Raw genomic sequence first — 23159 nt, forward strand, 5'->3', positions numbered from 1 at the left:
ATTCGCGTTCTACCTGGCGTGTCCGCCGCGGATCGGTAAGGCTTGGACGTGTTCCCCGAACCGAGCAAGTGGCGGTTCGGGGAACCGCGGGGATCAGTGTGCACGAACCGTCGCACGCGGTGTCGGAATTACCGAAATCTTCATGAAGTCGCGAGGTCTTCAGGAAGTTGCCAGGGGGAGGAATCATGTATGAGGCGAATACCGCCGTCATCGGCACGGTCGTGACGCATCCGGTGCGGCGCAGCCTGCCCAGCGGTGAGCAGGTGGTGACGTTCCGGATGGCCAGCAATTCCCGCCGCTTCGACCGCGAGCGCGGCGAGTGGGTGCAGGGTGCCAGCCTGTTCCTGACGATCAACTGCTGGCGGCGGCTGGTGGAGGGGGTGGACGCCTCGATCCGCCGCGGCGATCCGATCATCGCCTACGGTCAGCTGCGCACGCACGAGTACCGAACCAAGGACGGCGTGCAGCGCAGCGATCTGGAGATGCGCGCCAGCGCGCTGGGGCCCGACCTGGGCCGCTGTTCGGCGCCGGTGCTGCGCCGCGGCGCCGGGAACTCGGCCGGTTCCACAGCCGTTGCTCCCGAGGTACCGCGGCAGCCGGTGGAATCCGGCGATGCGGCCTCCACCTCCGCATCCGACACCGGATGAGGTCGTGCCGATGGGCGGAAGCCGGCCGTCGACCGTTCGAGTCCGCGGATCGGTTCGCCGCCGATATAGGGGGTGACACCGTGCCGGAGATCCGCGTGCGGCGTCGGCTGCCTGGGCACCCTTCAGCCTGTCGGCAATGAACGGCCGCAGGCGGCGGTCGATCTGGTGTGGGAACGACTTCCGATCCTGTGACGACCTTTAGGAGACCTGGGTCGGAGACGGATGTTGTCGATCTTGACGACGACGGGCTCGGGGGTGTGGCGGAGCTTGCCTGAATCCCGTTGCCTACCTGGGGGTACCTTGCTCCCGGTGTGGGTGGGTCGATTACCGAGAGATTAGGGTGGGATATATGGCTGAGTTCATTTACCAGATGCGCAAGGTTCGCAAGGCGCACGGCGACAAGGTCGTCCTCGACGATGTGACCTTGAACTTCTTGCCCGGCGCCAAGATCGGCGTCGTCGGTCCGAACGGCGCCGGTAAGTCGAGCGTGCTGAAGATCATGGCCGGACTGGACCAGCCGAACAACGGCGAGGCCTGGATCGCGCCCGGTGCGACGGTCGGCATCCTGCAGCAGGAGCCCCCGCTGAACGAGGAGAAGACCGTCCGCGGCAACGTCGAGGAGGGTCTCGGCGAGATCAAGGTGAAGCTGGACCGCTTCAACGAGATCGCCGAACTCATGGCCACCGACTACTCGGACGAGCTCATGGAGGAGATGGGCAAGCTCCAGGAGGATCTCGACCACGCCGACGCCTGGGATCTCGACTCCCAGCTCGAGCAGGCGATGGACGCGCTGCGCTGCCCGCCGCCCGAGGAGCCGGTGACCACCCTGTCCGGCGGTGAGCGCCGCCGGGTCGCGCTGTGCAAGCTGCTGCTGAGCAAGCCCGATCTGCTGCTGCTCGACGAGCCGACCAACCACCTCGACGCCGAGTCGGTGCTGTGGCTCGAGCAGTTCCTGGCCCAGTACGAGGGCGCCGTGCTGGCCGTGACGCACGACCGGTACTTCCTCGACAACGTCGCCGGCTGGATCCTCGAGCTCGACCGCGGCCGCACCTACCCCTACGAGGGCAACTACTCCACCTACCTGGAGAAGAAGGCCGAGCGCCTGGCGGTCCAGGGCAAGAAGGACCAGAAGCTGCAGAAGCGGCTGAAGGACGAATTGGCCTGGGTGCGTTCGGGCGCCAAGGCGCGTCAGGCCAAGAACAAGGCCCGCCTGCAGCGCTACGAGGAGATGGCGACCGAGGCCGAGAAGGTGCGCAAGCTCGACCTGGAGGAGATCCAGATCCCCGCGGGCCCGCGCCTGGGCAACGTCGTAGTGGAGGTCCAGCATCTGGACAAGGGCTTCGGCGATCGCCAGCTGATCAAGGACCTGTCGTTCACGCTGCCGCGCAACGGCATCGTCGGTGTCATCGGCCCCAACGGCGTCGGCAAGACCACGCTGTTCAAGACCATCGTCGGGCTGGAGAAGCCCGACAGCGGCGAGGTCAAGGTCGGCGACACGGTCAAGCTGAGCTATGTCGACCAGAACCGCGCCGGCATCGACCCGAAGAAGACGGTCTGGCAGGTGGTCTCCGACGGGCTCGACCACATCGAGGTCGGCAATCAGGAAATGCCTTCGCGCGCTTACGTTTCCGCGTTCGGGTTCAAGGGCCCGGATCAGCAGAAGCCGGCCGGTGTGCTGTCCGGTGGTGAGCGCAACCGGCTGAACCTGGCCCTGACGCTCAAGCAGGGCGGCAACCTGATCCTGCTCGACGAGCCGACCAACGACCTCGACGTGGAGACGCTGAGCTCGCTGGAGAACGCGCTGGAGAACTTCCCCGGCTGCGCCGTGGTCATCTCCCACGACCGCTGGTTCCTCGACCGCACCTGCACGCACATCCTGGCGTGGGAGGGCACCGACGACAACGAGGCCGACTGGTTCTGGTTCGAGGGCAACTTCGAGGCCTACGAGGCGAACAAGGTGGAGCGGCTGGGGCCGGAGGCGGCGCGTCCGCACCGGGTCACCCACCGCAAACTGACGCGCGACTGACTACCCTCCGGCCGGTCCGGTCCCGTCGTCGCGACGGGACCGGAATCCGGCAGCGCGTTGGCTACTCGCGGGTTATCGACAAGCGAACTGTGTGATCCGTCATACTGGGTCGGATGTCAAATAGCCACCGGCGCAACGCTTGTCGCGCACTACCTGGCACATCGGGTGGTGCGCGGGTGAGGTCGCGTCCACCGGGCCGCGCGGACGGCCCAGGGGCTCCGAGGGTTCGAGGGAATTGCACAGCGGCGTTTCCGGCGGCCAGCTACTCTCGACTTCGGCGTCACTTTGTTGCGGAACCGAATCCGAGGAGTTGGCGAAGAAAATGACGGTCTCGTCCGATATGTCCACCACGGCATGGGTCGCGAGTTTGCCGGAGCAGGTGGTCGGTGAACTGGCGAGCCTCGAGGAGGCGTACTTCCGCCACGTGGACGCCGGCGATGTGGACTGTGCGATCACCGGTGGGTCGGACCTGGTATTTCGACGACATATCGAACTGGCCATGCACCGCCCGCCGGGGCAGGCGAGGGTGCGGGTGTACCGACCGGACGACCCGGCCGGTCTCGGCGCCGCCGTGCAGCTGGTCACCGACGACATGCCGCTGCTGGTGGAGTCGGTGACGTCCTACCTGGGCCGGTGCGGGGTGAGCATCAGCGAGGTGATCCACCCGGTGCTCGAGGTGACCCGCGATGCCGAGGGCAGGCTGGAATCGGCCGTTCCGCACGAGGTCGACGGCAACGGCGCGGCCGGCCCGCGCGAGTCCTGGATGCACGTCCAGCTGCATCCGTCGAGCAGCCCCGCGATGCTGGACGAGCTCGAGTCCGGAATCTCCGACGTGCTCACCGACGTCCGTCAGGTCACCGGCGACACCGAGGCGATGCGCGCGGTGCAGGACAGGCTGTCCCGGGAGCTCGAGGCCGTGGCCGAGCAGGGCACGCCGCCGTTCTCCCGGACCGAACTGGTCGACTGCGCGAACCTGCTGCGCTGGCTGGCCGACGGACATTTCACCCTGCTCGGGTACGCCCTGTACCGGCGGCCCGCCGAGGGCGGCGTGCAGGCGAAATCCGTTGTGGTGCCGGACAGTTGCCTCGGCGTGCTGCGTCCCGACGTCGGCACCGACTTCCGCGTCCCGGTCGACGGCGGCGGCCGCCCGCTGCTGATCCTCACCCAGGGCCTGGTCCCGGCCACCGTGCACCGCTCGGTGTATCCGTACTTCGTCGGCGTGGCCGAGTTCGACTCCACCGGGGCCGTCACCGGCGAACATCTGTTCATCGGCGTGTTCACCGTGGCCGCGATGCACGAGAACGTGCTCGACATTCCGGTCGTCGAGCGCCGGGTGCGCTCGGTGATCGAGCGCAGCGGGTTCGATCTCGATTCGTTCTCCGGCCAAGGAATGCTGGAGGTGATCCAGTCCTTCCCGCGCACCGAGCTGTTCTCCGCCGACGTCGAGACGATGCGGCACACCGCCGGTTCGGTGCTCAACGTCGGCATGCGGCGGCAGGTGCGGCTGTTCCTGCGCTCGGATTCCTACGGCCGGTTCGTGGCCGCCATGGTCTACCTGCCGCGCGACCGGTACACCACCCGGGTCCGGCTGGAGATCCAGGACATCCTGGTGCGCGAGCTCGGCGGCGTCTCCATCGACTATTCGGCGCGGGTCTCCGAAAGCGAGCTCGCCAGTGTGTATTTCACCGTGCGCCTGCCCGAACCCGGGACGCCGGTGGATGTCTCGGAGTCGAACCGGGTCCGCATCCAGGGCCTGCTCGCCGAGGCCAGCCGCACCTGGGACGATCATCTGCGCGACGAGGTGGCCGCCTCCACCGTGCTGGATCCGGCCGTGGTGCGTCGCTACACCGACGTCCTGCCCGATGCCTACAAGGAGGACTTCGAGGCGCGCCGCGCGCTCGCCGATATCGTCCGCCTGGAACGGCTGGACGCCGGCGGTATCGACCAGCATCTGTACCGGCGCCCCGAATCCGAGCCCGGCTCATGGCGTTTCACGCTCTACGTCGGCGGCAAGATCTCGCTGAGCCAGGTGCTGCCGCTGCTGCAGAGCCTGGGCGTCGAGGTGGTCGACGAGCGGCCCTACCAGCTGCAGTTCGAGGACGGCCGGGAGACCTGGATCTACGACTTCGGCCTCCAGGCCCGGCCCGACCTGTTGCGACTGTCGCTGGACCGCAACATGGATGCCGAACTGCTGGAGAACCGGGGCGCGACCGAGATATCCGCCACCGCCCGGATATCCGCCACCGCCCGGCCTGACGCATTCGACGCCCAGGTGAGCGGCCTGCGCGACCGGTTCACGGAGGCGTTCGCCGCGCTGTGGCACGGTCGCGCCGAGGCGGATCCGCTGGACGAACTGGTGCTGCGCGCCGGTCTGCACTGGCGGACCGTGACCATCCTGCGGGCGTACTCGAAGTACCTACAGCAGGCCGACTTCCCCTACAGCCAGGTCAATATCGCCCGGGTGCTGCTGGCGTCGCCGGAGGCGGCCCGGTTGTTCGTGGAGTTGTTCGCGGCGCTGTTCGATCCCGATACCGCCTCGCCGGAGCGGGCCGCGCTGCTGGAGTCCGCGCTGACCGAGCGGATCAACGAGGTGGTGAGCCTGGATGCCGACCGCATCCTGCGCGCCCTGCTGAGCCTGGTGCGGGCGACGCTGCGCACCAACTACTACCGCACCGACGAGCACGGCACGCCGCGCGACTACCTGTCGATCAAGGTCGAACCGGGCGAGATCGCCGAACTGCCCAAGCCGCGCCCGCAATTCGAGATCTTCGTGTACTCGCCGCGGGTGGAGGGCGTGCACCTGCGGTTCGGCCCGGTGGCGCGCGGCGGGTTGCGGTGGTCGGACCGGCTGGAGGACTTCCGCACCGAGATCCTGGGCCTGGTCAAGGCGCAGGCGGTGAAGAACGCCGTGATCGTGCCCGTCGGCGCGAAGGGCGGGTTCGTGGTGAAACATCCGCCCGCGCCGACCGGCGACCCGGGTGCGGACCGCCAGGCGATGCAGGCCGAGGGCGTCGCGTGCTATCGCACGTTCATCTCGGGTCTGCTGGATATCACCGACAATGTGGATCAGGCGAGCGGTAAGGTGCTGCCGCCGGCCCGGGTGCTGCGCCGCGACGGTGACGACGCCTACCTGGTGGTGGCCGCCGACAAGGGCACGGCGACGTTCTCCGATATCGCCAACGACGTGGCCCAGTCCTACGGCTTCTGGCTCGGCGACGCCTTCGCGTCGGGTGGTTCGGCCGGTTACGACCACAAGGCCATGGGCATCACGGCCAAGGGCGCGTGGGAGTCGGTGAAGCGGCACTTCGCCGAGATGGATATCGACACGCAGACACAGGAATTCACCGTCGTGGGCGTCGGTGACATGTCCGGCGACGTGTTCGGCAACGGCATGCTGCTGTCGGAGCACATCCGCCTGGTCGCGGCGTTCGACCATCGGCACATCTTCCTGGATCCGAATCCGGATGCGGCGCGCTCGTTCGCGGAGCGGCAGCGGATGTTCGACCTGCCGCGGTCGTCGTGGCGCGATTACGACACGTCGCTGATCAGCGAGGGCGGCGGCGTGTGGGACCGCACCGTGAAGTCGGTGCCGGTCAGCCCGCAGGCCCGGCAGGCGCTCGGCCTGCCCGACGGTGTCGTTTCGCTGTCGCCGCCGGAACTGATCCGGGCGATTTTGCTGTCGCCGGTGCAACTGCTGTGGAACGGCGGGATCGGCACCTACATCAAGGCCGGCTCCGAATCCGATGCCGAGGTCGGCGACAAGTCCAACGACGCGGTGCGGGTGGACGCGAACCGGTTGCGGGTCAAGGTGATCGGCGAGGGCGGCAACCTCGGGCTGACCGCGCTCGGCCGGATCGAATTCTGCCGGGGCGGCGGCAAGTGCAACACCGACGCGCTGGACAACTCGGCGGGCGTCGACTGCTCCGACCACGAGGTCAACATCAAGGTGCTGATCGACGGCGTGGTGTCGGCGGGCGAGCTGCCGGCCGCGGAGCGCAACTCGCTGCTGGCGTCGATGACCGACGAGGTCTCGGCAATGGTATTGCAGGACAACGTGTCCCAGAACTTCCTGATGGGCCTGTCGCGGACCGAGGCGGCGCGGATGCTGAACGTGCAGAAGCGCCTGATCGAGGATCTGGAGTCGCGCCGGGGCCTGGACCGGGAGCTGGAGGCGTTGCCCTCGGACGCCGAGCTCAAGCGCCGTGCCGAACAGGGCAACGGGCTGAGTTCGCCGGAGCTGGCGAATCTGATGGCGCATACGAAGCTCTCGCTGAAATCCGACCTGCTCGAATCGGATCTGCCCGACAGCGTGTACTTCTCGGCCCGGTTGCCGCAGTACTTCCCGACGCCGCTGCGGGAACGCTTCGGCACCGCCATCAAGCGGCATCGGCTGCGGCGCGAGATCGTGACCACCATGGTGATCAACGAGATGGTGGATCTCGGCGGTATCACCTACGCGCACCGGCTCAACGAGGAGATCGGGGCCAGCGCGACCGACGCGGTGCGCGCGTTCGCGGCGGCGACGGAGATCTTCGATCTGCACACCATCTGGCATCGGATCCGCGAGGCCGACATCGCCACCGCGGTGAAGGACGAGCTGGAGCTCGAGACCAAGCGCACCCTCGATCGTGCCTCGCGGTGGCTGCTGAGCAACCGCCCGCAGCCGATAGCGGTGGGCGCCGAGATCCACCGGTACACCGAGGGCGTGCGCGAGCTGGCGCCCAAGGTGCAGGGCTGGCTGCGCGGCCATCACGTCGACTCGCTGGAGGAGCAGTCGGCGAAGCTGACCGGCCGCGGCGTCCCGGCGCCGCTGGCGACCGAGGTGTTCGGGCTGCTCAATCTCTTCCCGCTGCTCGATGTGGTCGATATCGCCGATATCACCGACCGCGGCGGCGACGAGGTGGGCGCGCTGTACTACGCGCTCAACGAGCACCTGAAGATCGACTGGCTGCTGCAGGCCGTCAGCCACCTCGAACGAGGCGATCGCTGGCATGCGCTGGCCCGGCTGGCGCTGCGCGACGACATGTACGGGTCGTTGCGCTCGCTGACCCTGGACGTGCTGTCGGGCGGCGATCCCGAGGAGACGGCCGAGGAGAAGATCGCGTACTGGGAGTCGAAGAACCAGTCCCGGCTCGGCCGGGCCCGCACCGCGCTGGCGGAGCTGTTCGAGTCCGGCACGCACGATCTGGCCACGCTGTCGGTGGCGGCGCGGCAGGTGCGCAGCATGGTCAGCGGGGTGGGCGCGCAGTCCGAGCGCTGAGGGCGACGCGACCGTTGTCACAACTCACAGAACGGCCGCGAAATCCGGTGCTGACCTGCCCGGAGTGAGCCGGGTGCGGCGGATCGGGCGGCGCCTCGATCCGTCGGCACTCGGCGAACCCGGCATACTGGGGAACTGAATCGGTTCGGCGGCATCGTCGCACCGGAACGGTTGAGACCCGCTGCTCCATGACCCGCGGCGCCGGCCGCTCGGTGGCAGGCGTGCGTGGGGCAATCCGATCGGAGGTTAGTGTGACGAGTGTCGGTTCGGTGAACGGGCTCGCGAAGACGGCCGGTACCGCCGTGCTGCCCAAGCGCTTTCACACCAAGGTCGATGTCCGCTGGTCGGACATGGACGTCTTCCAGCACATCAACCACGCCCGAATGGTGACCCTGCTGGAGGAGGCGCGCATTCCGTGGCTGTTCGAGGGTGACCGCCCGACCGCCGGTCTGCGCTCCGGTTGCGTGCTCGCCGATCTGCACGTGCGATACAAGGGCCAGCTCCGGCACGAGGACACGCCGCTGGACATCGCGATGTGGGTCGAACAGCTGCGCGCGGTCGACTTCACGGTCGGTTACGAGGTGCGCGCGAACGGGACCGCCCTGGACTCACCGCCCGCGGTGATCGCCACCACCCAGCTGGCCGCCTTCGATATCGATACCCAGCGGTTGCGGCGGCTGACGGACGCCGAGCGCGATTACCTGGCGCAGTGGAAGCAGGACTGAGCCGCGGCGGACCGGGGCGGGTACCGCAATGGCACTCGCCATAGGCCCCCGTGGGTTCCGACCGATAGCATGCCGGAACGACGAAGGTGTCGTTGCGGTACCGGGGCGCCGCGCCGAGGTCGTCTGCCTGGCCGACGCCGGGCGGGTGCGGGCATAGTGGCGGGCCGATCGTGAGTCTGCGGCCGGTCGCGGGCGGCATCCGGCCGCCCGCCCGCGCCGACGATGTGGAAGGTGAGGACGACGGGGCGATGATGCCGGGATTCGAACACTCCGACCAGCGTGCCCTGCGGGTGCCCGACCCGGCCGAGCGGGAGAATCTGTCCACCTTCGTCGCGCGCGCCGTGCGGCTGGACCCGGCGGCCGTCATCCGCTTGCGCCGCCGCGGTGAGCAGTACGTCTCTGCCTGGGCCGCAACGGGTTTCGAGGCGCTCGCGGTGCGGAACGTGGTCGCCGAACTGGGCGTCGACGATGTCACCGTCGGCGGCGACACGCTGCTGTCGGGCCTGACCGGGCCGCAGGCGGCGGACCCGATCGATCTCGGCTACTCGATGGATTCGGCCTGGCGCACCGCCCTGCCGCCGCGGTCGGGGTGGAGGCACGTCGACGACGTTCCCGCGCGCAGCCTGGTGGAGCTGGCCGAACGCGGCGCCGAGGTGGCGGCGGAGCACGGCAGCGAGTTCGGGCCCCCGGTCTCGCTGCTGGATCAGACCGTGCTCACCGTGACCGGCGGGGACGAACAGGCCGAGGTCCCGATGCGCGTCGTATTCACGCTCACCGCGATGGATTTCATCCCGCACTCCGGCGAGAAGGCCGACTCGCGCCGCATCGCCCCCACCGAGATCGTCCGGGTGCGCACCACCCGCACCTGGCTGCGACTGGACGCCCGCTACGGTTCCGTGGCCCGCCGCCGCGGCCCCGGCATGCCCCTCACACCCCGCTGAGTCACCGGGCCCGCCCGGCCGACGACTGATCGCCGGCACCGCACCGGCGGTTTCGAAATCCCCGGTCCCGAAATCCGCGGTCCCGAAATCCGCCGGATCCCGCCGACTCCTGTTTACGCGACCCCGAGCAGCCGGAGGAGTGCGGTCGTCACCGCAGCGGCGGCGGCGACCACGAGGAGCGGGGCGCGCCGCCAGGCGAGCAGTACCGCGACGAGAACGCCTGCGGGAAGGGCGAATCCGGCCCGCTGGCCCGCGGGGACGAGTTCGGTGACGGCCAGGGCGGCGAGCAGGACCACCGATCCCGCCTCCAGCAGCCGGGTCACGCGCGGCGAGAGGCTGACGCGGCGGCGCAGCACCGGGCCGGCGAAGCGCAGGGCGTAGGTCCCGGCCGCGAGGGCGATCGCGCCGGCGATCAGGGCGATGCTCACCGGTTCTCTCCTCGCGGCGGAAATTCGTTGGGGCGCGGAATTTCTCGATCGCTGTCGGGTGTTCGGTCGCGTCGGCCGACCAGTGTGAGCAGCGCCGCGGGCAGTGCCAGCAGCACCGGCAGGCCGGCGCCGAGCAGGGGTGTGGCGGCCGCCGCCATCGCCGCGCCGACGAGGACGGCCGCGCGGGTCGCCCGGTCACCGCGGACCGCGGGCAGGACCAGCGCCAGCAGCACCGCCGGGAACACCGCGTCCAGGCCGAACCTGTCGGGGTCGGGCACCGCGGTGCCGATCGCCACTCCGAGCAGCGTGCCCAGCGGCCAGGCCAGCAGCACGCCGAGCCCGCACAGCCAGAAGGCGGCGCGGCGGCGGTCGCGGTCGGATTCGGCCAGTGCCAGGGCCACCGACTCGTCGTTCATGACGTGGGTGCCGATCAGCCGCCGCCATCCGGTGCCCACCACATCGGGCACGGCCAGCCCGTAGGGCAGGTGCCGAGCGTTGACCACCAGCCCGGCCAGCACCGCCGCGACCGGGCCGCCACCGGCGGCGACGATGCCGACGAACAGGAATTCCGCACCGCCGGCCAGTACCAGGACGCTCAGCACGAGGGGGAGCCAGGCGGGCATCCCGGCGGTAATGGCCGTGGCTCCGTAGGACACGCCGATGGCCGCGACCGCCAGGCAGACGGTTGCGATGCCGGTCCGGTCGCGCCGGCCGAGTGTTCGCCAAATCGAACGCACGGCTACTATATTGAACGCGACAGGGCGGCCTCGTCAATCACGCGTCCGCGACCCCCGGGTACTGTCTGCATTCATCATGACCGAGCACGACGGCGCCCAGCCCGCGCCACCGCAGGAGGCCATCGCCGCCGCGTTGCGCCGCGAACGGGCCCGGGTCGGCCTGTCGCTGACCGAGGTGGCGCGTCGCGCCGGTGTCGCCAAATCCACGCTGTCACAACTGGAGTCGGGGGTCGGCAATCCCAGCATCGAAACCCTCTGGGCGCTGTGCGTCGCGCTGGGGATTCCGTTCTCGCGCCTGCTCGATCCGCCGCGCCCGCGGGTGCAGGTGATCCGGGCGGGGGAGGGGCCGATGCTGGGCGCCTCGGAGGCCGACTACCGGGTGACGCTGCTGGCGGCGGGCCCGCCGAACGCCCGCCGCGACATCTACCGCGTCTCCGCCGAGCCCGGCCGGCCGCGCCTGGCCGATCCGCATTCGCACGGCGAGGTCGAGCACCTGATCCTGGCCGCCGGGCGAGCCCTGGCCGGACCGGCCGAGGCGCCGGTCCTGCTCGAACCCGGCGACTACATCCGCTATCCCGGCGATCGCCCGCACATCTTCGAGGCGCGAGAACCCGGAACCTGGGGCGTGCAGGTCAGCGAGTACGGCTGATCCGCTCGTCGCCGGGATTACTTACCCTGGGCGACAACGGTTTTCCACCACTCCACGGTGCCCTTCGCGACGTCGGGGAGTGGCGTGGCGGCCAACCCGAGCCTCCGCTCGCTGGCCGTGGAGTCCAGTTCGAAGGGCCGGTCGAACTGGTAGTTCATCTCCGCCAGCTCGCGCATCAGCTCGTTCATCAGCCCGGCGCCGCGCAGCGTCCAGGTCGGCAGCGCGAGGATTCTCGGCGCCGGCCGCCCCGCGGCGCCGGCCAGCGCCGCGACCAGCTCGCGGATCGACGCCGCGGGCGCGGTGGGGGCGTGCAGGAAGGAGTTCCACAGCGTGCGGTTCGCGGCGGCGGCGATCATCGCGGCCGCCAGATCGGGCATGTAGGTGAACGAGTGTGGCAGATCCGGTTTGCCGAAGGCCTGAACCGCCTTGCCCGCCAGGATATTCGGGACCATGCGCTCGCCGGCGTGCGAGTTCCGCACATGCGGCCCGATGAAATCGGAGGCCGCGACGCTGACCGTCGGCGTCGACGATTCCTCGCGCGCCCGCAGTAGCGCCACCCGCACGGCGGGCTTGCCGAAGTCGGCGGCCCGGGGCGTGTCCTCGGTCATCGGCGCGGTCACCGGGCCGTAGGAGTACAGGCTCTCGGGGAAGACGACCACGGCGCCGGCGCGGCCGGCCACCTCCAGCACGATCTGCTCGGTGGCGGGCAGCTCGGCCCACCAGGCGCTCGCCGCATACCGCGAGCCGTGCGTGCAGTGGTAGACCGCGACCGCGCCCTCGACGGCCGCCGAAAGCTGGTCGCGCCGTGTGACATCCACCTTGCGGCGCTCGATCAGCGGATGCTCCGGGCCGCTACCGGACCGGGTCAGGACGCGGACGTTCTTCCCGGCGGCGACGAGTTGTTCGGCGACGGTGGTGCCGACGGGCCCGGCTCCGGTGACGACGTGCAGTTCGGGCATTGTGCGCTCCTATCACTTTAGAGAGCGATGCTCTCTGTCGAATATGAGCATGCCGCCGCGCCCACGCATTGTCAAGAGCGGTGCTCTCTTTTGGTGTGGGCGCTCTCTGTCAGGTGTGGCCGCACATCACGACCTGCGGGATCGTCCCGGGAGCGGAATCGGTGGTGGATCTGCCACGCACGGCCCGGCTGGGTAGCCGCCGCCGGAACTTGTAGCCGGATCGTGGGTGCGTGAGGTGGCCCGGTGGGCCTCGGCCACGACTACGACCGTGGCCGCGGCTTCGGCTTCGGCTTCGGCCGCGGACGAAGAGCGAAAGGTGGTGCGGCGAGCGGGTATCCGCTCATCGGTGCACGGTCGAGCGCCGCTCGCGGGAACAGCCGATGGCTGTCGAGGTCGATGGCAATCCGGGGGAACCCGATCGATTCGCGGGGGCCCGCCCCGCTCCGCGAGACTCGGTAACCGCAGGGTTGAACGGCCGGTCCGGGCATCGACATGCCGAGTTCGGTGAACGGCCGGCGGCTCGACGGTCGCCCACCGAGGGCCTGGCCGCATACGGATCGGCCTGGGCGAGAACGGATCAGGGGCGCGTGACAGGACCGCACGGCGCCTGCCCGGCAATCTCCGCGGCGGGCTCCTCGTCGATCGACGGGGCTATGCGGCGCCCTCGCCGAGGTACTGCAACCACGCCGGATCCAGGTCGGCGGTGGTCGACAGCAGTCGCCAGTGCGGGCCCTTCGGTGATACCAGCGAGTGGTGCAAGGTCCAGCCGATCTCGCTGAGCAGCTTGTCGGCCTTGCGGTGGTTGCACGGCGCGCAGGAGGCCACGCAGTTCTCCCAGGAGTGGGCGCCGCCGCGGCTGCGCGGGATCACGTGGTCGATGGTCTCCGCCTTGGCGCCGCAGTAGGCGCAGCGGTAGCGGTCGCGGTGCATCAGCGCCGCGCGGGTCATCGGGACTCGGGCGCGATACGGCACGCGGACGTAGTTGCGCAGGCGGATCACGGACGGGAGGGCGACCGACGTGCCCGCGGAGTGGACGACGGGGCTGTCGGGATTGTGGTGAACGGTATCGGCCTTGTCGCAGATGAGGAGAACGACGGCGCGGCGGGCGGACAGCGCGGTGAGCGGCTCGTAGGTGGCATTCAGAAGCAACACCCGGCGCTTCACCCATGCGGTGGCGCTGGTGACCGGCTCGACGGTGCGGTGCGGATACGGACGTTTATCGGACAGAACATGCAGCGGAGAAGCCCCCGACCCACGATTGTGGACATCGGCGGGCTGGAGTTGTCGGTGCGTTCTCACCTCGTGTGACCGAGCACCGTTCCGCTGCTTCATGGGAACCCCGAATTCATTGGTCCGGTTCGTATGGTATCTGGGCAGACACTGCCACCCAGTTGACCATGGAACCGTCGGCTATGCCAGCTGATTTGACACATTCCGTCTGTGGCTTTCGTGAAGGTGCGGTAACACCCGGGGGCGGTATGTGTCCGCCGCCGGATCCCGGGCCGTGCCGGGCCGAACGGCGCAGCGATATGCTGGCGGTGTTGCGGGCCGCGACGAAGGTTCGGCGAATCCGACACAGTAGCGAATCCGACACAGTGAGGGTTGATGGCTTCCGGCGAACAGACGGCGACATCCTTCTACGAGGCGGTCGGCGGGGCGGCGACGTTCCGGCGGATCGTGGCGGCGTTCTATCGGGAGGTGGCCCGGGACGAGGTGCTGCGGCCGCTGTATCCGGAAGAGGATCTGGGCCCGGCCGAACGCCGGCTGCGGATGTTCCTGGAGCAGTACTGGGGCGGCCCGCGGACCTACTCCGACGAGCGCGGACATCCACGGTTGCGGATGCGGCACATGCCGTTTCCGATCGGCCCGATCGAACGGGACGCGTGGTTGCGCTGCATGCGGATCGCGGTCGCGGAGATCGAGCCGGAGGTGCTCGACGACGAGCATCGCCGCGCCCTGCTCGACTACCTGGAGATGGCGGCGAATTCGCTGGTCAACTCGGCATTCTGAACGTCTGCCGGAAACTCCGGCTCGTACCGGGGAATGTCCGATTCCTGCTGAAGATTAGCCGGATCGGTCCAACACGCCAGGGCGGGGGGACTTTTGCCGAAAGCCTTTGGCACTATTACCCGTTGTGACAGCTTCATACCGCGCCGAACATGCTCCCGTGCGGCCCGACGAGACGGACGGGCGTGCGCCGTGGTGGCGATCGGCGGTGTTCTACCAGGTCTACCCGCGTTCCTTCGCCGATTCGACCGGGGACGGTGTCGGTGATCTGGGCGGTCTGCGCGATCGGCTCGGCTATCTGGAGCTGCTGGGGGTCGATGCGCTGTGGATCTGCCCGGTCATGCGGTCGCCGATGGCCGACGGCGGCTACGACGTCAGCGATCCGCGCGATATCGACCCGCTGTTCGGCGATCTCGCGGTGCTGGACGAGCTGATCGCCGAGGCGCACGACCGGGAGATCCGGGTCACCATGGACCTGGTGCCGAATCACACCAGCGATCGGCACGCGTGGTTCACCGAGGCGCTGGCCGCCGGGCCGGACAGCCCCGAACGCGCCCGCTACGTATTCCGCGACGGCCGCGGCTCCGACGGCAGCGAGCCGCCGAACAATTGGCCGAGCATCTTCGGCGGTCCGGCCTGGACCCGGATCACCGAGCCGGACGGCACGCCGGGCCAGTGGTACCTGCATATCTTCGCCGCCGAGCAGCCCGATCTGAACTGGGAAAACCCCGAGGTGATCGCCGATTTCGAGCAGACCATGCGGTTCTGGCTCGACCGCGGCATCGACGGGTTCCGGATCGACGTGGCGCACGGCATGGCCAAGCCGCCGGGACTGCCCGATATGGAACGGGTCGAGACCCGCATGCTGAAGCACGACGACGACGATCCGCGCTTCAACAATCCGGGCGTGCACGAGATCCACCGCCGGCTGCGCAAGGTGATCGACGAGTATCCGGACGCGGTGTCGATCGGCGAGGTGTGGGTGGACGACAACGCCCGCTTCGCCGAGTACGTGCGGCCCGACGAGTTGCAGCTGGCATTCAACTTCCGGCTCGCCGAGACGCCGTTCGACGCCACGAAGATCCGTGCGGCCGTGGACAATTCGCTGAGTTCGGTGTCGTCGGTGGGCGCCAGCGCGACCTGGACGCTGTCCAATCACGATATCGAGCGCGAGGTCACCCGGTACGGCGGCGGCAGCGTGGGGGTGGACCGGGCCCGGGCGATGATGCTGCTCGAGCTGGCGTTGCCGGGTGCGGTGTTCGTGTACAACGGGTCCGAACTGGGCCTGCCGAACGTCGACGACCTGCCGGACGAGGTGCTGCAGGACCCGACGTGGGAGCGTTCCGGGCATGCCGTGCGCGGCCGCGACGGCTGCCGGGTGCCGATTCCGTGGGAGGGTGAGCAGCCGCCGTTCGGGTTCACCACGGGCCGGTCGTGGCTGCCGCTGCCGCCGCGGTGGTCGGATCTCACGGTGGAGGCGCAGCTGGAGAGCGTCGATTCGACGCTGTCGCTGTACCGGCTGGCCATCGAGATGCGTGCCGAGCGACCGGAATTCGCCGGCGCCGAGCTCGACTGGTACGGCAGCCCGGACGACTGCCTGGCCTTCCGGCGGCCGGGCGGGCTGGTCTGCGCGCTGAACGCCTCCGAGGCGTCGATACCGCTGCCGCCGGGCGAGGTGCTGCTGGCCAGCGCGCCGCTGGAGGGCGACCGGCTGCCGGTGAACGCGGCGGTCTGGCTGGTGTGAGTCGCCGCGACACGTCACCGGTCGATGACCCTGTCGGACGCATCGTCTAACGTTGGGCTGTGAGCATTCTCGAGACAGCGCTGATCTTCGTCGGCATCCCGCTGGTGATCTACGCGGTGATCGCCGGGTTGTCGTACCTCGGTAAGCCACTGCCGGGCGAGAAGCCGGTCCACTACAACCTCGGTGACAAGTGGACCGCCGACCCGGTGCTGTGGAGCGCGACCGACGAGGTGACGGCGTTCGGTCACCACGTCGACGAAACCTCGCATGGCAGTACCTCGCATGGCGGTCATGCGGCAATCGAATCCGCCGGGGCGGACCTGATCGGAGGCCGGGCAAGTGGCACATTCTGAGTGGCCCGCGGTGGTCGAGGCCGACCTGCCGCGCGGATACGTAGTCACCAGCAGCGGCCGGGTGTCCGGCGTGCACGAGGCCGGGGACATGTTCAAGGAGGCGCCGTTCAACGACAACGAGCGGCTGCTGATGGACAACACCCTGACCGAGGCCACCCGGGCGACCAAGGTCCGGTTCAACATCTACATCGGTGAGCTGCGGCCGGATCCGGCGAGCGGCGTCGAGGCGATCTTCCCGGCCACCCCCGAGGCGGAGCGTTCGGTGCTCATCGCCGTCTCGCCGAACGATCGTGCCGTCGAGGTCCGCTCCGGCCGCGATGTCGCCGACCGGGTCAACGACCGCATCTGCCAGCTCGGCGTGACGGCCGCGCTCAGCTCGTTCCGTCAGGGCCAGCTGATCGACGGCCTGGTCTCGGCCGTCCGGGTGATGGCCGCCGCCATCGGCCGCCCCAGCTGACATACGCTGCGCCCCTGCCGTTTCCCCGCACCGCAACGAGTGCGGGGACATAAGCGGGGCGGCGTCGGTCCGATTCGGTCAGCCCCGATTCGGTCGGAGCCGCCGATCGGCATGCCGCCACCGTTGCGTGAGCCCGCGCGGGCGACGCAGGTATCGGCCGCGGAACCGGTGCCGGGCGGTCTCGCGCCGGCCTGCGAACGGCAGGTCCGAATTACGCTCTGAGCGTAATGAGTGGGTGCGGTGGCCGGGTGGGACCTTAGGCTCGGAGTATGGCCGAGCACCCGCGACTTCATTCGATTCCCGGCGGACGCGACGATCGCTCGCCTGCCCGGCCGGGGGAGGCGGTCCGGGAACCGCTGTGGCGCGAGGCGCTCGGCGAGCGTTTTCGCGCACTGCGCCGGGAGCAAGGGGAGACGCTGGCCGAAACGGCCGGGCGCGCAGGAGTTTCGCCGCAGTACCTGTCCGAGGTGGAGCGCGGGCGTAAGGAGCCGTCCAGCGAGATGATCGCCGCGCTGGCGGGTGCGCTCGGCACCTCCCTCGGCGGACTCACCGAACAGGTCGCCGACGAACTCCGGCGACAGCGGCGGCTCGCCCTCGCCCGTCCGGGCGCCTCGCGCCGAGAGGCGGTGCCGACGCCGGCGGGCGCGTCCGGCGCGGCGCCCGCGGATCTGCTCGAGGCGGCACGCCGCCGACGGCTCGACCTCACCCGGGTCACCGCCCCGGGCGATCCCGAACCGGTCGTGCCCGATCACCGCCCCGAGGGTCCCACGCTCATGGCCCTGGCCGCCTGAGCGGACGTCCCGCACCCCTGCACGGCCTGGCCGAGGTCCTGTGGCCGCGCCCGGTTCGTCGGCCGACATCGACGAACCCGGATCGGTTCAGCCGCGCGGGTCCAGGATCTGGTCGACCAGGCCGTAGTCGACGGCCGCTTGGGCGGTGAAGACTCGGTCGCGGTCGGTGTCGTGGCGCAGGATCTCCACCTCCTGGCCGGTGTGCTTCGACAGGATCGTCTCGATCTCCGCGCGTAGCCGGACGAGTTCGTCGGCCTGGATGATCAGATCCGGAATCGCTCCTTGGCCGCGAGCCGCGGGCTGGTGCAACACGATGCGTGTGTGCGGCAGCATGGCGCGTCGCCCCGTCGCCCCGCCCGCGAGCAGCACCGCCCCCACGCCCATGGCCTGCCCCACGCAGGTGGTCACGACCGGGGAGTGGACGTGCTGCATGGTGTCGTAGACCGCGAGCATGGCCGACAGGTCGCCGCCCTCGCAGTTGATGTAGAGGTTGATGTCCTGCCCGGGGCTGTCGGCGTCCAGGTGGAGTAGCTGGGCGATGAGCGCGTTGGCCACCCCCGAGTCGATCGGGGTGCCGAGATAGACGATCCGCTCGGTGAGCAGATGCGAGTAGACGTCCATGATCCGCTCGCCGTGCGGATGCTGCGCAATGACATTGGGAATCGTGTAACTGGTCATGCTGTCTCCTGACGGTCCTGGTGAGAGTGAATGCCGGCGTGGCCCTCCGTGGTCACGCTTCACTGCCGCGCCCGGCTCGGCTACTCCTGTTGTGCCGCAGTGCGTCGTGGGCGGGTCCTGCGTGGTTGCGCTGCGTTGTCGGGTTCGGGCTTGGTTGCTTGTGCGGTGTCGTGGTGCGGTATGGGCGGCCCGTGGTTACGCTTCGCTGCCGGCTCCGGGCCCGGCCGCTCAGGCTGAGATCCCCACTTTCTGTCGTTTCGGGATCACCTGGTGGAACGAGTCGACGATGCCGTCGATGAAGCCGTACTCCTGGGCCTGGGATGCGCTGAACCAGCGGTCGTGCAGGGAATCCTCGTAGATGCGTTCGTAGGGCTGGCCGGTGTCCTCGGCGATCAGTCCGAGCACAGTTTCGACGGTGTGCCGCAGGTCGTCGGCCTGCACCTCGATCTCGCCCGCGCTGCCGCCGATGCCCGACGAACCCTGATGCATGAGAATCCGGGCGTGCGGCAGGGCGAACCGCCTGCCGCGGGTGCCGGACGAGAGCAGGAACTGTCCCGCGCTGCACGCCAAACCCAGTGCCAGCGTGGAGACCTCGCACGGCACCAGCCGCATCACGTCGCGGATCGCGAGCATCGACGGCACCGATCCGCCGGGGGAGTGGATCCACAGCGAGATACCGGAATCGGGATCCTCGGCCGCGAGCGTGAGCAACTGCGTCGCCAGCAGCGTCCCGTTGTCGTCGTCGAGCCCCCCGTCGAGCACCAGAATGCGCCGGCTGAGCAGTTGCTCGCGGGCGCGCCAGCTGAACAGCGGAGTCTTGTCGTCGTTGGTCATGCACCCACCGTGCCCGCGCACTCACGGGAAAACCGCCCCACGCTGCTGTGAGCGGATCTGCTCACAGCAGCGAGGATCCGGCGCTTCCCATCGGCCATGCGGTCGCCCCGGAGGCGACGAGTCACAATGCCGGGAAACGCGCGGAGTCGGCCGAGCCGGTGGTCAACTGTCTCGGCGTGTGCGGAGCACGGCATCGTGCCCGGGAGATCTGCTTACCGGCCGCCGCGGGACTCTCTCGGGAATGCCGGACGACACCCCGACTCCGGACAGGCGCACGGGTTGTCCGGCGGTGTGACGGCGGCCGGATGCGATGAATTTCGATCGGCCGCGCCGTCTGTCTTGGGAAGCCGTTGTCTCAGGAGGTTGCCCGATGCTGATCATTGCCGGATATGTCACGGTCGCGGCGGACCGGCGTGACGCGTTCGTCGCCGCGCATCAGGACCTGGTCCGGCGGGCGCGGGCGGCCGAGGGCTGCTTCGACGTGGCCATCACCGCGGACCCCCTGAATCCGGAGCGGGTGAACAACTTCGAGCGCTGGGAGTCGCGCGAACACCTCGACGCCTGGCGCGCCGTAGCCGACGCGCCGGACACGGGTATCGCCATGGAGACCGTCGACGTGTGGATGTACACGGTCACCGACATCCGTCCGCCGTTCGACTGACCTCCGTCGGCCGGACACCCCTCCCTGCGTGCCCGGCCGATGTTCGTCCACGACTTCGCAAGGCGGCCCCGCCCGCGCGGACCCGGGAATCGCGTTGCGTCGCAAGACGTGCCGCCAGGGCCCCGACGAGGGGCGGGACCCTGGCGGCATGGTGTCGGTCGCGTCCACTGGCGGCGGGCGGTGTGTTGGTCGCGTCCACTGGCGGCGGGCGGTGTGTTGGTCGCGTCCACTGGCGGCGGATGGTGTGTCGGTCGCGTCCGCCGGCGGCGGGCGGTGCATCGCCGCGGAACAGCTCCAAGGAGCCCGGTGCGGCGTCGACCGGATGGTCCTCCAGCAGCGCGGCGAACGACACCGCGACCACATACCACCGCGCGACCGATACCGCGTGCGTCTCGGTGAATTCCAGCAGCCCGGGTTGCTGTACGCACTGCTCGCCGAACGACCAGCATGTCCCCTGCCTGTTCTCGCCGCCGTCGCGGAGTCACGCAGGCGGCGGAACAGGCAGGGGCGTGGATGCGCTATTCGGCGTCGAAAGCCCTGGCGCGCAGGGACCTTTCGATGCCGGCCTTGCCCTCGACCACCAGGCGGCGCAGTGCCGGGGGACGGTCCTCGGCGAGGAACTTGTCGGCCACCGCGACCGCCTCGTCGCTGATCGCCCAGTGCGGGTAGAGGCCGACGACGACGGTCTGGGCGACCTCGCTGGAGCGGCGCTCCCAGACGCCGGGGATCTCGGCGAAATAGCGCTCGACGTAGGGCGCCAGCAGGTCGGCCTGGCCCGCCGGGGCGAAGCCGCCGACGATGGCCCGGGCGGTGATGTTGGGCACCGAATCGTCGGTCATCACGGTGTTCCAGGCGATCTCCTTCACCGGGGGCTGCGGCCGGGCGGTGGACGCGGCGGCCGCCTGGCGGCGGCCGGCGGCGGTCGGGTCGCGGTCGAGCTCGGCATCGATCACCGGTGTCGCGTCGCCGGCGGTGTCGATCGCGCCCGCCGCGGCGAGTGCCCGCACCAGCCGCCAGCGCAGGTCGGTGTCCACCACCAGGCCCGTCAGCCCGGCCTTGGCGGAATCTCCCTCGTACAGTGCGCCGAGTGCCTCGACGTGCTGTGCGGACAGCTGCGCGTCGCTGAGCGCGTTGACGAAGGCCAGCTGATGATCCGACCCCGGCTCGGCCGCCCGGGCCAGCTCCAGCAGCCGGTCGGCGAACTGCGGCCAGCCCTCGCGCGCGGCCCACTCCGGTTCGGCGTAGGAGGCCAGCGCGGTACGCGCCTGCATCAGGACTCGTTGCACCACACCGATTTCCGTCTCCGCGCCGACACCGCGCTGCACCAGCGCGACGAAGTCGCGGGCACGCATCTCCGCCTGCCGGGTCATCTCCCATGCCGCCGACCAGCACAGCGTGCGCGGCAGCGATTCGGCGATATCGGCGATGCGGGTGACCACTGTGTCCAGCGACTCCGGGTCCAGGCGCAGCGAGCAGTAGGTGAGGTCGTCGTCGTTGATCAGCACCAGCTTGCCACGCGGGACGCCCACCAGTTCCGGCACGTCGGTGCGCTCCACGGCGTCGAGATCGAGCTCGATGCGCTTGGTGCGCACCAGCTTACGGGGTCCGGTGGATGCGCCGGCCTCGTCCTGCTCGTCGTAGACGCCGACGGCCAGCCGGTGCACGCGGCGCTCGCCGGCGCCGGGCCGGGCGCCCTCCTGGATCACCGTGAACCGGGTGAACCGGCCGTCGGCGTCCACCTCGAACTCCGGGCGCACGATGTTCAGTCCGGTGGTCTTGAGCCACTGCGTGCCCCAGCCGGAAAGGTCGCGGCCGGAAGACTTTTCGAGCGCGCCCACCAGGTCGTCGAAGGTGGCGTTGCCGTAGGCGTGCCGGGCGAAGTAGTCGCGCAGGCCCGCCAGGAACGGCTCCCGGCCCACGTAGGCGACCAGCTGCTTGAGCACGGAAGCGCCCTTGGCGTAGGTGATTCCGTCGAAGTTGACCTCGACGGCGGCCAGGTCCGGAATGTCGGCGGCGATCGGGTGGGTGGACGGCAGCTGGTCCTGCCGGTAGGCCCAGGACTTCTCCACGTTCGCGAAAGTGGTCCAGGCGCTGGTGTATTCGGTGGCCGAGGTCTGGCACAGCACCGAGGCGAAGGTGGCGAACGACTCGTTCAGCCACAGGTCGTCCCACCACTTCATGGTGACCAGGTCGCCGAACCACATGTGCGCCATCTCGTGCAGCACCGTCTCGCAGCGGCGCTCGTAGGAGGCCCGGGTCACCTTGGAGCGGAAGACGTAATCCTCGAGGAAGGTGACCGCGCCCGCGTTCTCCATGGCGCCCGCGTTGAACTCCGGCACGAACAGCTGGTCGTACTTGCCGAAAGCGTAGGGCACGCCGAAGTTCTCGTGATAGAAGCCGAAGCCCTGCTTGGTCTCGGTGAAAAGCCGGTCGGCGTCCATGAATTCGGCCAGCGAGGCGCGGCAGTAGATGCCGAGCGGGATGCTGCTGTGCTCGTCGGTGTAGGTGTCGGTCCACTTGGCGTAGGGGCCGGCGATCAGCGCGACGAGGTAGGTGCTCATGCGCGGGGTGGTGGCGAAGGTGTGCCGGACGCCGCCGCCGGTCTCGGTCGTCTCGATCGCGGCGCCGTTGGAGATGACCTCCCAGCCCGCCGGGGCGGTCACGGTGATGTCGTAGGTGGCCTTGAGATCCGGCTGGTCGAAGCAGGCGAACATCCGTTTGGCGTCGGCGGTTTCGAACTGCGAGTACAGGTAGACCTTGTCGTCGGTCGGGTCGACGAAGCGGTGCAGGCCCTCGCCGGTGTGCGAGTACTCGCAGTCGGCCTCCACCACCAGTTCGTTGCGCTCGGCCAGGCCGGTCAGCGTCAGCCCCTCGGACTCGTCGTAGTCGCCGATCTCCAGGGCGACGCCGTTGAGCACCGCCGACCGCACCCCGGCGCCGACGATATCGAGGAAGGTCTCCGATCCGGGCGTCGCCGTGAAGGTGACGGCCGACCGGGAGAAGAACGTCTCGGCGGACCCGGTCAGGTCGAGGTCGACGCGATAGTTCTCCACGCCGATCGTCGCGGCGCGTGCGATCGCCTGCTCACGGGTGAGATTCGGTGCGGACAAGGAGACTCCTTCGCTGGTCGGAGAGCTGTGCCGGGCGGGGCGCCCATCACCGGTGAGGAGCGGGCGGCGCCGTCGGTTGGTGCGTCGGTCCCGGTGTCGCGAGGGCTCGGTGCCGCCGGTCGCGAGGGTTCGGTGCTGCCGCGGCCCCGTGA

General features: G+C 69.5%; 19 protein-coding genes. 12 read left to right on the forward strand and 7 right to left on the reverse strand.

The genetic code is table 11. The features are described from left to right. Positions 1-185: 185 nt before the first annotated feature. From ssb to D892_RS0121370, 5 genes are all read left to right on the forward strand, one after another. Entirely contained in the window at positions 186-647 is a 462-nt protein-coding gene (gene ssb / locus D892_RS0121350; RefSeq protein ID WP_024803193.1) for a single-stranded DNA-binding protein, read from the forward strand. Between the two features lie 349 nt (positions 648-996). Continuing rightward, entirely contained in the window at positions 997-2673 is a 1677-nt protein-coding gene (gene ettA, locus D892_RS0121355; RefSeq protein ID WP_024803194.1) for an energy-dependent translational throttle protein EttA, read from the forward strand. A 322-nt stretch (positions 2674-2995) separates the two neighbouring features. Further along, positions 2996-7933, forward strand: coding sequence for an NAD-glutamate dehydrogenase (locus D892_RS0121360; RefSeq protein ID WP_024803195.1), 4938 nt, complete (start codon positions 2996-2998; stop codon positions 7931-7933). A 251-nt stretch (positions 7934-8184) separates the two neighbouring features. Then, on the forward strand, positions 8185-8658 hold the full coding sequence (locus tag D892_RS0121365; protein ID WP_255360240.1) for a thioesterase family protein: 474 nt from the start codon (positions 8185-8187) through the stop codon (positions 8656-8658). Positions 8659-8909: 251 nt separating this feature from the next. Further along, the gene (locus D892_RS0121370) at positions 8910-9599 is read left to right on the forward strand and encodes a hypothetical protein (protein ID WP_036569418.1); all 690 of its coding nucleotides are present in this window, start codon (positions 8910-8912) and stop codon (positions 9597-9599) included. Positions 9600-9712: 113 nt separating this feature from the next. Here D892_RS0121370 and D892_RS0121375 read toward each other — a convergent pair whose 3' ends face one another. Both D892_RS0121375 and D892_RS0121380 read right to left on the reverse strand, forming a co-directional pair. Then, a complete protein-coding gene (locus D892_RS0121375; RefSeq protein ID WP_024803198.1) occupies positions 9713-10027 on the reverse strand; it encodes an AzlD domain-containing protein in 315 nt (104 codons plus the stop codon). Next, complete coding sequence (locus tag D892_RS0121380; RefSeq protein ID WP_024803199.1) at positions 10024-10764, reverse strand: AzlC family ABC transporter permease; 741 nt, start codon at positions 10762-10764, stop codon at positions 10024-10026. The genes D892_RS0121375 and D892_RS0121380 overlap by 4 nt, the downstream gene beginning before the upstream one ends. A gap of 76 nt (positions 10765-10840) precedes the next feature. Here D892_RS0121380 and D892_RS0121385 point away from each other — a divergent pair, with 76 nt between their 5' ends. After that, positions 10841-11413, forward strand: a complete 573-nt coding sequence (locus D892_RS0121385) for a helix-turn-helix domain-containing protein (RefSeq protein WP_024803200.1) — start codon at positions 10841-10843, stop codon at positions 11411-11413. A gap of 17 nt (positions 11414-11430) precedes the next feature. Here D892_RS0121385 and D892_RS0121390 read toward each other — a convergent pair whose 3' ends face one another. Both D892_RS0121390 and D892_RS0121395 read right to left on the reverse strand, forming a co-directional pair. Beyond that, positions 11431-12372: an NAD-dependent epimerase/dehydratase family protein gene (locus D892_RS0121390; RefSeq protein ID WP_024803201.1), complete on the reverse strand. Its 942-nt coding sequence runs from the start codon at positions 12370-12372 to the stop codon at positions 11431-11433. A gap of 651 nt (positions 12373-13023) precedes the next feature. Next, positions 13024-13704, reverse strand: a complete 681-nt coding sequence (locus tag D892_RS0121395) for an HNH endonuclease (RefSeq protein ID WP_232236136.1) — start codon at positions 13702-13704, stop codon at positions 13024-13026. A 273-nt stretch (positions 13705-13977) separates the two neighbouring features. On the opposite strand from D892_RS0121395, the gene D892_RS0121400 reads away from it, so the two are divergent. The 5 genes from D892_RS0121400 to D892_RS49655 all read left to right on the forward strand — a co-directional run bounded on the left by D892_RS0121400 (position 13978) and on the right by D892_RS49655 (position 17724). Beyond that, positions 13978-14382 (forward strand): globin, encoded by a 405-nt coding sequence (locus D892_RS0121400; RefSeq protein ID WP_024803203.1) that lies wholly within the window; start codon positions 13978-13980, stop codon positions 14380-14382. A 124-nt stretch (positions 14383-14506) separates the two neighbouring features. Next, on the forward strand, positions 14507-16123 hold the full coding sequence (locus tag D892_RS0121405) for an alpha-amylase family glycosyl hydrolase (RefSeq protein WP_369801764.1): 1617 nt from the start codon (positions 14507-14509) through the stop codon (positions 16121-16123). A 59-nt stretch (positions 16124-16182) separates the two neighbouring features. Further along, a complete protein-coding gene (locus D892_RS0121410) occupies positions 16183-16476 on the forward strand; it encodes a hypothetical protein (protein WP_024803205.1) in 294 nt (97 codons plus the stop codon). Next, positions 16463-16933: a DUF5130 domain-containing protein gene (locus tag D892_RS0121415; RefSeq protein WP_024803206.1), complete on the forward strand. Its 471-nt coding sequence runs from the start codon at positions 16463-16465 to the stop codon at positions 16931-16933. The genes D892_RS0121410 and D892_RS0121415 overlap by 14 nt, the downstream gene beginning before the upstream one ends. Before the next feature lie 269 nt (positions 16934-17202). Continuing rightward, positions 17203-17724 (forward strand): helix-turn-helix transcriptional regulator, encoded by a 522-nt coding sequence (locus tag D892_RS49655; RefSeq protein ID WP_024803207.1) that lies wholly within the window; start codon positions 17203-17205, stop codon positions 17722-17724. A gap of 87 nt (positions 17725-17811) precedes the next feature. On the opposite strand, the gene D892_RS0121425 is transcribed toward D892_RS49655, so the two are convergent. Continuing rightward, positions 17812-18402, reverse strand: a complete 591-nt coding sequence (locus tag D892_RS0121425; protein ID WP_024803208.1) for a ClpP family protease — start codon at positions 18400-18402, stop codon at positions 17812-17814. Between the two features lie 228 nt (positions 18403-18630). Next, positions 18631-19236 (reverse strand): ClpP family protease, encoded by a 606-nt coding sequence (locus tag D892_RS0121430; RefSeq protein WP_024803209.1) that lies wholly within the window; start codon positions 19234-19236, stop codon positions 18631-18633. Between the two features lie 370 nt (positions 19237-19606). Here D892_RS0121430 and D892_RS0121435 point away from each other — a divergent pair, with 370 nt between their 5' ends. Beyond that, entirely contained in the window at positions 19607-19897 is a 291-nt protein-coding gene (locus tag D892_RS0121435; RefSeq protein WP_024803210.1) for a putative quinol monooxygenase, read from the forward strand. Between the two features lie 518 nt (positions 19898-20415). On the opposite strand, the gene pepN is transcribed toward D892_RS0121435, so the two are convergent. Continuing rightward, entirely contained in the window at positions 20416-23007 is a 2592-nt protein-coding gene (gene pepN / locus D892_RS0121440) for an aminopeptidase N (protein ID WP_024803211.1), read from the reverse strand. Positions 23008-23159 lie beyond the last annotated feature (152 nt).

Source organism: Nocardia sp. BMG51109 (genome assembly GCF_000526215.1).
Taxonomy (GTDB): domain Bacteria; phylum Actinomycetota; class Actinomycetes; order Mycobacteriales; family Mycobacteriaceae; genus Nocardia.